We start from the raw sequence: 12,615 nt of genomic DNA on the forward strand, positions 1-12,615 counted from the left end.
ATGATCGCCTATAACATCATCTATACAATAAAACGAAACATTGATTGGGCATGAGCGATCTATATATTTTTAACCCAACGGGAGAAATGGCGATAGCCAACGGAATGCATAGCTTTATGCCGCCCCGTAACCTGGTTCGCTTTGAAGAAGATTTGGCTTTTCTGCCTTCTTTTTATGCGTCGGACAAAGATATTGTTTATACCCCCCGCTTGCCCGAACCGGATTTTTTAGCACTGTGGCACAAGCTGGGATTGCCCCATATAAATTATTCCGATACCTTAAAACTACCACAAGTACCTTACAATTACCTGAGGCCCTGGAGCTGGACCCCCGCCATACATCATAAAACCAAACATTTAAAACCATACTGCTCCGTGCACTTTAAACAATCGCCCAATTACATGTGGAAACAAAGCAGCAGGGATTTTTTTAGCCGGGAAACGACCAACCGCGTGCAATGCTTATTAAATCAGGACAGGAATACAGAAAACGCTATTGTAGTGCAAACACCCGCAATAAATATTAGCAGTATAGCGCAACTTGATGTGTGGTTGGCCAAACAACATGCCGTTATCCTAAAAACGCCCTGGAGTTCATCGGGTAGAGGAATTCATGTGATTGACCCGGCAAAAGGACGCAATGCCAACTACGCCTGGATAAAAGGAGCATTGAAACAACAGGGGTTTGTTACTGCAGAGCCATTGTTAGACAAGGTGTTTGATTTTTCCTTTCAACTTAACCTAAGGCAGAATGGTGAGATGGATTTTTCAGGTATCTCCTACTCCATCAACGACAGCAAACAACATTTTATTGGCGCTCACATCAATTGGCCGTATCAGGCAAACGAAATAAGCGAGTTGCTGACTCATACTGTTCTTGAACAAGCCGTTCAGCGATTGATAAAAGCCATAAAAAAAATTGAACCCCATACATATTACCAAGGTCCCATAGGTGTAGATGCCATTGTTTACCGAACCGCTACAGGAAATCTAAAAATACATCCTTGCATCGATATTAACTGGCGCTATAACATGGGCTTGATCAATATATCGATGAAGCGATTTGTACACCCTGATTCAATAGGAACATGGAGAATTGCTTCTTTTGCGCATGGCAAATGGAACAATTTTATTGAACAAAATCGACAATTAAAACCTTTGCATATTGCCAATGGTAACCTACTTAGCGGATTTATAAACATGACGCCTCCTAATATAAACGCTATGTTTGGCGTATGGATGGATGTACGGAGAAAACCGGTTCCATCGGTAAAATACAACTCCTGGTGAACAAAGGAAATATTTGCGTGATATAGAAATAATCGATTTAGAACAAAAGAAAAAGTAGTTTATAAAGAAAATTCACCATTTTTGCCATCCATATTTTTTAAAATTCAACAATGACCGTTTCTATTATAACTGCCACCTACAATGCCGGTAAAACATTCGAAAGTGCACTGCGCTCTGTAATTAACCAAACCCATCCACATATAGAATACATTGTTGTTGACGGTGGCTCAAGCGATCAAACCCTAAAAATTGCAGATACCTATAAAGCCTTTATCCATCATTTTATTTCGGAACCCGACCGGGGTATTTACGATGCCCTTAACAAAGGTATAGAAATGGCAACGGGCGATGTAATAGCTTTTTTACATGCCGACGACCTGTTGGACGATGACACCACCATAGCAACTATAGTAGAGGAGTTTGAAAGAACAAAGGCCGATGCCATTTATGGGGATTTGGAGTATGTGCAGTTTCAAAATCCCGATAAAGTTATTCGGTATTGGCAAAGCAAAACCTTTAAGCCTGCACTGCTAAAGGCAGGTTGGATGCCACCCCATCCTACCTTGTTTCTGAAAGCACAAGTATTTAAAGAAATAGGTAAGTTTAATATAGATTATAAAATAGCTGCCGATTACGATTTTATATTACGATTTTTTTCGAATGGCAAATATGTGGCCGAGTACGTACCCATGGTGATTACCCGTATGAGAGTAGGCGGTACAAGTAACAATAGTCTTAAAAATATATGGATAAAATCGAAAGAAGATTTGCGGGCACTAAAACAAAACAAGGTAGGTAACGTATTATCCTTAATTTGGAAAAATGTTTCTAAATTACCTCAATTTTTAAAGCGAAATTAACATACCGATTATGAAATTATTCAGCTCCACCATAATTCTAATTTCTACCTTACTCCTTTTTGTCCTTCCTATTTCGGCGCAAAAAATAAGCTATTACAACAACCCGGAGTTCAACCCCTACGGAAGCTTGATATACCGTCCGGGAACCAACATACACAGCTCCGTGCGCTCGTATAACATGAATAGTATTTATGCCCTCGCTAACGTCGATTCGCTTTTATACGATGGGTTAAAGGTGCCCAAAGGCAAGCTTAATTTTTGGCAAAGGATTTTTCATGATGATTTGTTAAAATGGCAGGATGACGATATAAGCATAAAAATCAATCCGTTGTTCGATTTTGGTGTGGGCAAAGAAATGGACGAAGGCAAGGGGACATGGAATAATACACGCGGTATTTTTATAGAAGGTACATTTGGCAAGCACTTTTATTTTTACACCGATTTTTTAGAAAATCAGTCGGCCTTCCCTAATTACATGGATGATTTTGTACACGAGCGAAAAGTAGTACCGGGCCAGGGCAGAAGTAAAGAATACGGCCAGAACAATCACGATTACGCACAAGCTACAGGATTTATATCTTTTAATCCGGCGCAGTGGTTCAATATTCAGCTGGGTAAGGGCAAGCACTTTATAGGCGATGGACACCGCTCGCTGTTACTCTCCGATGTTTCCTTCAGCTATCCCTACTTAAAGTTTAGTGCCAATTTTAACAAGGTACATTACCATGTAATGTGGGCACAGCATCGCGATTTAAATATCGACCCGGTATTGGAAAGCAACGATGCGCGGTATTTAGAGAAATACTCAGCTTCCCATTATCTTAACGTAAACATAGGTAAGCGCCTTTCGTTGGGTGTTTTTGAGAGTGTGGTATGGGCAGCACAGGACACTATGGGGCAGCGTAATTTTGATTTATCGTATCTTAATCCCATCATTTTCTTTCGTCCGGTAGAATACTCATTGGGCTCACCCGATAACATGACCATGGGACTAAATGCCAAATACATTGTAGGCAACAACAGCGCTTTTTACGGACAGTTTATATTGGGTGAATTTAAATTAGATGAAGTATTTTCGGGCCATAAATGGTGGGCCAACAAACAAGGCTTTCAATTCGGTTTTAAAAGCTTTAATATGCTGGGCATCAATAAACTCGATTTCCTGACCGAATATAACCAGGTGAGGCCTTATACTTATTCGCACCGCGAAACTATTAGCAACTATGGACACTACAATCAAGAATTGGCGCACCCACTGGGAGCCAACTTCCGCGAAAGCGTTACCAAAATAAAATACCAGTTCCGCCGCATTGTTTTTAGTGGTGAAGTAATGGTGGCCATGTATGGAAAAGACTTTGACAACAACATTAGCTACGGTAAAAATATTTATCAGAACAACCAAAAGCGCCCGGGCGAATATGGCCATACTATCGGCCAAGGGCTCAAAACCAATCTTTTGTATGCCGAAGGCAGCCTTAGTTATTTAATTAACCCCCGTAATAATTTTAATATTGCCGCAGGCCTCCGCATCCGTAAAGAGCAAAACGATCTGGAAACCGCTAACACGCAACAAGTGTGGTTTGCCATACGAACATCCATAAAAAGTATTTATACGGATTTTTAAGTGGATTATGTAGGGCTATTTCGTGGGGCTATTTTGTGCGGCTTATAGCCCTAATTGCGCATCTTATTCGTCAAATTATACTTTTTCGATGATCTCCGCAATGCCATCGACCCACACATCAGCATCGTTGAGGCTCTCGACTAACTGAAGCTTCTCCCCTCCGTTTTCCATAAAATCCTCATTGTACTCCCACCCTATTTCCACTACGGTTTCGAGGCAATCGGTAACAAAGGCCGGGGAAACCACCAATATTTTTTTATTGCCGCTTTTTAACAGTTCTTCCAAGGCCACATCGGTAAAAGGCATCAGCCAGTTTTTGCTCAGTCGGCTTTGAAACGAAACCGTGTATTTTTCTTTAGCTAAACCCAGTTTGTCGGCCAGCAATCGGGTAGTCTGGTAACAGGTGGCTTTGTAACAATTTTTACCATGCTCCGGCATAGCTACATGGCAAGTACACTCGGGGCTGTTGATACCGGGATGTATTTTGTTCACCTGCCGGTCGGGCAAGCCGTGGTACGAAAACACAACATGATCATAATTATCTACATTATATTTTTTTATATTGTGCACAAAAGCCTTTATAAAAGCCGGATGGTCATAAAATTGCTCTACAAATTTTACATTCGGCAGCTTACTCCAGTTTTTGAGTTCTTTGTTTACCTTGTTAATGGTAGATAAGGTGGTAGAAGTAGCATACTGCGGATAATGGGGTAAAACAATTATTTCATCATAATCTTTTTCCTTTATCTCTGCCAACACACTTTTAATGGATGGATTACCATAACGCATAGCCGAATATACATCATATTTCCCTTTTAATTTTATGTTAAGCTTTTCTACCAGTCGCTCCTGATAAAAAAGTAATGGCGAACCATCCTTAGTCCAAAGACGCTTATATAAACTGGTAGAATTTTTAACCCTAAAAGGGATGATAATTCCATTCACCAATATTTTTTGCCACAGCCAGGGAATATCGATTACCAGCCTGTCGTTTAAAAACTCCGTCAAATATTTACGAACAGCCTTTATTTCGGGCTTATCGGGTGTACCTATATTAATAATTAGTAATGCTTTGCTCATTCTATTTATATTGTGAAATAAGAGATTATCCGGTAAAATTAAGCCTTTTATAAAAAAATAAGTCAATTATAACGCCATTAAAATACTAAAAACTGCCATTTAATATGACGCTTTATTGGTGGCAGCTTTTAATTGGTTATCCGCTTCAATTTTAAGAATTTTTTGATCTACTACAAATGTAGCAAAGGGAAATAAAGATGCGGCCAAACAGATGAGTGTTTTCAATAGACTCCACTTCTTTTTTACGGCATAATAGACCACCCATATACAATATAAAACGAACAATAAACCATGAATGCTTCCTACTATTTTATTGGGTAGCCCCATCTCAAACCCATACTTTAGAATAACAGTTGGAATCAATAAGAGATAAGAGATTCCCTCTAATATAGCGAGGATACGTAACTGATTAAGAACGCTCATAATTTTTATTTTATTTAGTTTTGTTTGACTCGTTGTTGTATCATTTCATTCCCTTCTACCCTTCATCCAGCAAAGCCTTAGCCAAGTCCCAGGCTTGCTGCACTCTATCGGCCATGCCTATGCCGCCTTTTATGTTCCCGGCCAGGTACAGGCCGCTGTATTCTTTTTCGATGCTGTGGATGGCGGCGTAGCGTTCTTTGGTAGATATATCGTACTGTGGAATGGCCTTAGGATAACGAAATACATTAATCAAATCCGGTTGTTGGTCACATTGCAGGGTCAACTCTATTTCCCGTAGCACCATCTGTTGGATTTCCTCATCTGATTTTACGATCATATGCGGCTTCTTCATTCCTCCTACAAAAACGGATAGTAAAGCACCATGCGCAGGACATCGTCCGCTAAATAAGGTACCCGGAAACAATATGCCCAGTATATCTTTATTTTCTACGCTTGGCACCAAACCACCAAAGGCTTTTATATTTTTTCCATCCCAATGTTTATATCCTACCACCACTTGCACCACTTTGGCATAGGTGGTATCGGCAACGGGTTTTAACAAGGTCAGTGGCAAAAAAGGCAATACATCCCCAATGCCCTGCCCCCCAAAGGTAGTAATCACTTTATCGGACTCTATGGAAAATTGTTCGCCCCCTATGGTGTTCAATTCTGTACTAAATCCTTTATCGTGTTTTGAAACCTTAATCTGCTGGCATCCGCAAAAAACACTATCCTTTGAAATATTATTCTCTAAAGCTGTAATAAGATTTTGGAGTCCCCCCTTAACCGAAAACACCTCACGACTCACCCTTTTTTGTAACTCCGTACGCGGTTCTTTCCGTTTTTGGATGCTTCCCTTTATAAAGCTGCCATATTTTTGTTCTAAATTATACAGTTTTGGCAAGGCAAAGCGCGTGATTAATTTTGTGGGATCGCCGGCATAAATCCCCGAAATAAAAGGATCTACGGCATAATTTAAAAAGCTCTTTCCCAAACGGCGCTTTACCAGCTGGGCCAGTGTTTCATCCGGATCTGTACCTTTTTTGCGCCAGGGCTCGCCCAGTATTCTGCATTTATCTTTGAAGCTAAACAGGGGTGTTCCAATGGCCGACAAAAGTCCGGAGGGGAGTGGCTCCCATTGCCCTTTTTTTAATATCCATCGTTCTTTGGCTACCGGATCCGGTGTAATTAATTCGCAATGCTCCTTTAAATCATCGAATAACTGCACAATGCCCTCGGTACCTATAACACCGGTGTTGGGTCCCATCTCATACACAAACTCTTTTTCGTGAATTGTTTGAATGGCTCCCCCTAACCTATCCGATTTTTCGACCAGTGCTACTTTTTTACCCCCTTTTTGGAGATAAAAAGCCAAGGTAAGCCCTGTTAATCCGGCTCCAACAATAACTACATCTACTTTGTTTGCAGGCATCATCATAAGGCGTTAGAATATCTTTTATTGCTACCGGCCAAAGCAGGATCGAACGATGCCACAATGTTGCGGATAAACATGGTGCCCAGCTCGGTTATTTCCAGATGGTCGGCGCTAAAGTGAATCAACTCATCTTCCCGGAACTGTTCCAGAACAGTCTCATCGTAAACAATTTGCTTTTTAAGACTGCTTACGTCCATGGAGAAACTTTCGGCTACCTTTTTCCAATCGATATACTTATTGCACATCAGCTCATTAATAACACTTCGAATTACCTTTTGCTCATCGCTCACCAATACCCCTTTTTCCACAGGAAAGGCACCATTATTTACGGATTCGATATAGGCTTTCACACTCTTGGTGTTTTGCACGTATCCCCCCGATAATTGACTGATGGAAGATACCCCTACGGCATACACCTGACCCGTTGTGCGTTTAGTGCAATACCCTTGAAAATTACGGTGCAACTGGTGTTTGTTTAAGGCCTGGCAGAGCTCATCCTGAGGCAGGGCATAATGATCCAGGCCAATGGAAACATAACCTGCTTTTAAAAGTAGATCGTAGGCCGCCAAAAACATGTCTAACTTATCATCTGCCGATGGCAATCCTTTTTGCACCAATATTTTTTGATGCTCTTTGAACCAGGGCACGTGGGCATACGAAAAGGTGACCAATCTGTCGGGACGTATTGCTATGGCTCGCTCAATAGATTTACAAAAGCTGCTGACCGTTTGACCCGGCAAGCCATAAATAAAATCAAGGTTAACAGCAAACTTAGGGTTGGCTTTCTTTACATAGTTCACCAAGTCCGGAACAGGCAAGGCCGATGGCTTTCTGTTTACGTCTTTTAAAACATTTTCGTCAAAGTCCTGTATTCCAAAACTAAAACGGTTAAAACCAGCTTCAAAAAGGTCATCGAGATAGGCATGCGTTAGGTGGGCCGGGTTACATTCAATGGCTATTTCGGCATCTTCGATAAGTGCAAAATGTGCGAATAAAATATCGTTAATTTCTTTCAGGTAAACCGCTTTAATAGCATTAGGCGTGCCGCCACCATAATGAATCTGCGATATTTTTCGTTTAGGATCAATGGTACTTACCACCAGTTCAATCTCCTTTTTTACAGCTGCTATATATCGTTTTACCTCATCGGCTCTACCCATTTTTAGGGCATTGCAACCACAATAATGGCATATTTGCGCACAAAAGGGGATGTGCACATAAAAGGCAATATTAGAAGGCTCCTCCGCATTTGATTCGACCAAAAGAGTACGAAAATCCTCTTCCTTAAAATCCCCTGTAAAATGATTGGCCGGCGGATAACTGGTGTATCGGGGTACCGGAACATTATATTTTTGAAGTAATTGTTTATTTATTTTCATGGTGTGTTAAATAGTAATAAGTACTTATATATAGCGTATCATAAATTTCAAATACTGTAAATTCTTCTAATCATCATTTTAATTTCTCACTGCTCTACGTTTTGATTATTATCATGCGCAGTAGCCATCTTATCAAATATAAAAACCAGGCTCAATCATCCACATTGACAATCGAAAATCCGGTTTAATTACGGCTTGTACGGTTTAGGAATATAAAGTAAGTATTGCCCCAATTGTTCATCATTTCTGGTATATTTACGATTTCTCTATTACCAAATCCTGTAAGATAGAGTCAATGGTGGGGAATTGAAATGGATAGCCCAGCTCCAACAATCTTCTGGGTCGCACTTTTTGGCCTTTGAGTAATGCGTTTGCCCCTTCGCCAAGTAACAGTTTCAGGATAAAACTGTAAGCTCTTAATATTACTGGTCGATGAAGTTTTTTACCCAATGTTTTCGAAAAATAGTGATTAGAAACCATCTCCGGCGCCACCAGGTTATAAATTCCACTCGATTTTGGATGGTTTAAGATATACCATACAGCGGAAAGTAAATCGTTGATATGGATGCAGGGGAAAGGCTGTGTTCCATCTCCCACAACGGTACCAAGTCCCAATTTAAAAGGTGTTATCATCTTGGCCAGGGCACCCTCCTGCCTATCCAGCACAATGCCCAGGCGCAGCACTGTAAGTTTTATGTCTGTTTTCAATAAAGGAGCCAGTGCTGCCTCCCATTCCATACATACCGAAGCCAAAAAATCTTTTCCCAACCTATCCGAAAATTCATCGTGCTCATAAACCGTATCGTAAATACCCACAGCCGATGCCGACATTACCATCGACGGTTTATTCTGAACCATTAAAATAGCTTCTACCAATTTTTTGGTGGTCTCTACCCTACTGTCTCTGATGGTTTGCTTATTCGGCTCGGTCCATCTTTTTAGTATAGGTGAGCCCGCTAAATTTATTACCACACCTGCTCCTTCCACCTTTTGGGCAATGGCTTTGGGGCCTTTCTTCAGGTCAACTCTGGTGATATGAACCACCTGTATATTGTTATCTTTAAAGAGTTGGCTTAGCCTGGAGCCTATAAAACCGGTACCTCCGGTCAAGCATACTTTCATTTTTTTATCTTTTGATAAGAGACGGTTGTAAAAAATATTATCACTTATTTACAATCATCTCTTTGTGTTAATCCTCAATAAAATAGAGCTACTTAATTTTTTTTTAATAAACGGCCATTACTATACTTCTTTTTAAATCAATGAAATGTTTACAATAATTATTTGTGTTGTAAAGATTCGAATCCCGAACGAAGATGTACATCGCGCTGCGGAAAAGGTATTTGTATATTATTGGCATTAAATTTATCATAAATATTAAAGCGTATATCGCTCCTCACCCGTTCCACCCAAAAAGATTCCTCACTCCAAAAAAACACACTAAATTCAAGAGCTGATTCTCCAAAATCGTTAAAAAAAACGACCGGCTGAGGGTGCTTATGTACTTTTTCGTGCTCAAGAACCGATTCTATCAACAACTTTTCTACCAAACGTACATCGGAGCCATAAGCAACCCCTACATTTACTTTAAAACGGGTTTTATGTTCATTGTAGGTCCAATTTATTACGTTTTTACCCACAAAATTATTATTGGGTATGATGATGATAATACTGTCGCGATTAAGCACTTTGGAGGTACGCAGCCCTATTTCCTGCACCTTACCCACAATTCCATTTTCGAGTTCTACAACATCATTTACACGGATGGTACCTTCAAATAGTATCATCAGTCCCGAAACAAAATCGTTAAACAAGGATTGCACCCCAAAGCCCAGGCCCACAAATAAAGCAGCCGAACCAGCCAACAAAACCGTAACTTTAATACCCAAACTGCCAATTATAACGGTAACAGCTATTACCCAGGCAAAGTATTTTACAATTAAAAAAACGGTATGTCCTTTTCCGGCATCGATACCCGTTTGGTAAATACGGCGGTCAAAAAAAACTTCCAACACCATAATGGCTGTATGCACGGAGTAGGCGATAAACATCACCTGCAATATTTTACCGATGGTAATTTGTACATTTTGGATACTGAAAAGACTGATGGTAAAAAACTGAAAGGAATGGTCGGTAAAACCTATAATTCCGCGCATCAATATTAAAAAAGCCAGAAAGCTGACCCACCTGCGCGCCACCGTAGTCATTTTTTTGGGGATAGAATTTATCCCTTTGCTTTGCGTAAATGCCTTGGACAAAAAACGGTTGATGATAATCAGGAAAGAAAAAGTAAAAAACAGGAAAGCCAACAAAAAACCCGTAATAGGAATGTTTGCTCCTATTCGAAACAGTTCAACATCGATAGTATCAATCAGGTTAACATTAAAAATACGGAATACCATATCGATGGAAAATACAACAATAGCAATTATAACGATGAATAAAACCGCGCGCAATAACTGTGCTTTAATGCCCTCGGTATATTTTTTACGCAACAAGATGCTTCCCCAAATAATGCCTGCATTAAACATCAGGATAAGCACTATGTATAGTATTGTTGTAAACTGCATACCGTTTTTCTTTATTTATTCTTTTTGTAAAAGTTCTTCCAGTTCATCGGGGGTAACACCATGGTTTATTTCGCCGGCCTGGAAGTAAGATATCTTACCGGTTTCTTCAGAAACCACAATGGCCGAAGCATCCGTTGCCTCCGTAATACCCAAAGCCGCTCTATGCCGTAGTCCTAATTTTTTGGGTAAGTCGAAACTTTGTGAAACAGGCAATATGCAACCAGCCGCTTTTATTTTGTTTTGCGCCACAATAACGGCTCCATCGTGCAAAGGGCTATTTTTATAAAAAATATTTTCGAGTAAGCGACTTGATATTACGCCATTGATTAACTCGCCCGTTTGCACATAGTCTAATAATTCCGACTTTTTTGAGATGACGATAATGGCTCCCGTTTTTGTTTTGGCCAAATTTTGACAAGTCCGCACAATGGGCTTATGATAGAAATTCATTACCCCTGTGGAGGGACCGGAAAAAATATTCTCAAACGAAAAGCGGTTCGCTATATTATATTTGGTGCCCAGCAAAATAAAAAAACGTCTTATTTCTTGCTGAAAAACTACGATAAGAGCGATAACACCCACATTAACAATATTATCGAGTATGGTGGCCGACAGCTCCATGTTCATGGACTTGATAAAAAGCCATAAGGCAATAAAAGCAAAAAGACCAAAAAAGATGCTCTGTGCCACAGTGCCCCTTATAAGCCGGTACAACCTGTACATCAGGTAAGCGACCAGGGTGATATCGATAAGGTCAATAAAACGTATATCTAAAAATGTCATAATTATTTTTCTCCGGCTTTTTTAAAATGTAATAAAAAGTCGACCCTAGTCCTATTCAGAAGTGCTGCTGTAAGCCCTGAAGCTACTCTTCCTAAATCATATTTTTTTACTATGCTTATAGGCATTTGTATCATAACTATATTTTATTCAAAGTTAGTCAATTTATTTTCCTTTATTCAACTCTCCAGCCTCCATTTAAAGTACTGAAACCGCATTAAAGATACGCACACATTCTCCGGCTTCTTTTACATCGTGTACTCGTAAAATATTTGCACCTTGTTGCAAAGCCATCATATTCAGGGCAGTTGTTCCATTTAAAGCCTCTTGTGGCGAGCCACCCAACAACTTATATATCATCGATTTTCGCGAAACACCTACCAGCATGGGCAGTTCCAATATTTTCAATTGGTTCAGGCGATTCATAAGCGCATAATTGTGCTCCAGGGTTTTCCCAAAACCAAAACCCGGATCTATAATTACATCGTGCACCCCCATCAGGCTCAGTTGTCTTTTTTTTTCGGCTAAAAAATCCATCACTTCAAATACCACATCCTTTTTATAAACCGGGTTTTGCTGCATACTTTGGGGGGTACCTTTCATATGCATTATAATGTAGGGCACGTTAAGCTCTGCCATGGTAGCAAACATCTGCCTGTCCATCTCCCCTGCCGAAATATCATTAATTATATCCACCTCATATTCCTGTACCGCCCGCTTTGCTATTTCCGCGCGAAAGGTGTCTACTGATATCAGCATATCCGGCTTTTCTTTTCTAAGCAACTCCAACACCTCGGCTAACCTATCCCATTCTTTTTCCGCAGTAATATGCTGTGCACCGGGTCGCGACGAATAGGCACCAATATCTATAATATCTGCCCCTTCGGCATGCATTTGCCTCACCCTGTTTAAAATAGTTGTGCCCGTATTGTATTTACCTCCATCGTAAAACGAATCAGGAGTAATATTGAGTATTCCCATCACCCTGGGTTTTGAGAGGTCAATCAATTTCCCATTACAATTCATAATAGTGGGTATTTTCAGATAATTAAGGGCTGTTTTCATGTGTAGTTTTAATTGAATACGTAAAAATAATCTAAAACCCTCAATGAAAGGCATAGATAGGCGTTTTTTATATTTTTTTCCCTATTGTCCTTAAAATTTTAGCCTCTTGA

11 protein-coding genes are annotated in these 12,615 nt (G+C 40.1%); 3 read left to right on the forward strand and 8 right to left on the reverse strand.

All coding sequences use genetic code 11. The annotated features are described in order from the left end of the window. Positions 1-50 precede the first annotated feature (50 nt). From FN809_RS02150 to FN809_RS02160, 3 genes are all read left to right on the forward strand, one after another. Entirely contained in the window at positions 51-1,289 is a 1,239-nt protein-coding gene (locus tag FN809_RS02150) for a hypothetical protein (protein ID WP_142531823.1), read from the forward strand. 110 nt (positions 1,290-1,399) lie between these two features. Next, complete coding sequence (locus tag FN809_RS02155) at positions 1,400-2,149, forward strand: glycosyltransferase family 2 protein (protein WP_142531824.1); 750 nt, start codon at positions 1,400-1,402, stop codon at positions 2,147-2,149. Positions 2,150-2,159: 10 nt separating this feature from the next. After that, positions 2,160-3,773 (forward strand): hypothetical protein, encoded by a 1,614-nt coding sequence (locus FN809_RS02160; protein WP_142531825.1) that lies wholly within the window; start codon positions 2,160-2,162, stop codon positions 3,771-3,773. A 75-nt stretch (positions 3,774-3,848) separates the two neighbouring features. Here FN809_RS02160 and hemH read toward each other — a convergent pair whose 3' ends face one another. The 8 genes from hemH to folP all read right to left on the reverse strand — a co-directional run bounded on the left by hemH (position 3,849) and on the right by folP (position 12,505). Then, a complete protein-coding gene (gene hemH, locus FN809_RS02165) occupies positions 3,849-4,853 on the reverse strand; it encodes a ferrochelatase (RefSeq protein WP_142531826.1) in 1,005 nt (334 codons plus the stop codon). A gap of 99 nt (positions 4,854-4,952) precedes the next feature. Then, positions 4,953-5,276 (reverse strand): DUF3817 domain-containing protein, encoded by a 324-nt coding sequence (locus FN809_RS02170; RefSeq protein WP_142531827.1) that lies wholly within the window; start codon positions 5,274-5,276, stop codon positions 4,953-4,955. A gap of 55 nt (positions 5,277-5,331) precedes the next feature. Continuing rightward, positions 5,332-6,714, reverse strand: a complete 1,383-nt coding sequence (hemG, locus tag FN809_RS02175) for a protoporphyrinogen oxidase (protein ID WP_221929333.1) — start codon at positions 6,712-6,714, stop codon at positions 5,332-5,334. After that, on the reverse strand, positions 6,711-8,090 hold the full coding sequence (gene hemN, locus FN809_RS02180) for an oxygen-independent coproporphyrinogen III oxidase (protein WP_221929334.1): 1,380 nt from the start codon (positions 8,088-8,090) through the stop codon (positions 6,711-6,713). Before hemN ends, hemG begins: the two co-directional genes overlap by 4 nt. 255 nt (positions 8,091-8,345) lie before the next feature. After that, on the reverse strand, positions 8,346-9,212 hold the full coding sequence (locus tag FN809_RS02185) for a TIGR01777 family oxidoreductase (RefSeq protein WP_142531828.1): 867 nt from the start codon (positions 9,210-9,212) through the stop codon (positions 8,346-8,348). 158 nt (positions 9,213-9,370) lie between these two features. Further along, positions 9,371-10,660: a mechanosensitive ion channel family protein gene (locus tag FN809_RS02190; RefSeq protein WP_142531829.1), complete on the reverse strand. Its 1,290-nt coding sequence runs from the start codon at positions 10,658-10,660 to the stop codon at positions 9,371-9,373. Between the two features lie 15 nt (positions 10,661-10,675). Then, entirely contained in the window at positions 10,676-11,443 is a 768-nt protein-coding gene (gene cdaA / locus FN809_RS02195; RefSeq protein ID WP_142531830.1) for a diadenylate cyclase CdaA, read from the reverse strand. Positions 11,444-11,638: 195 nt separating this feature from the next. Continuing rightward, positions 11,639-12,505 (reverse strand): dihydropteroate synthase, encoded by an 867-nt coding sequence (folP, locus tag FN809_RS02200; RefSeq protein ID WP_142531831.1) that lies wholly within the window; start codon positions 12,503-12,505, stop codon positions 11,639-11,641. Positions 12,506-12,615 lie beyond the last annotated feature (110 nt).

Origin of the sequence: Saccharicrinis carchari (assembly GCF_900182605.1) — a bacterium.
GTDB lineage: Bacteria > Bacteroidota > Bacteroidia > Bacteroidales > Marinilabiliaceae > Saccharicrinis > Saccharicrinis carchari.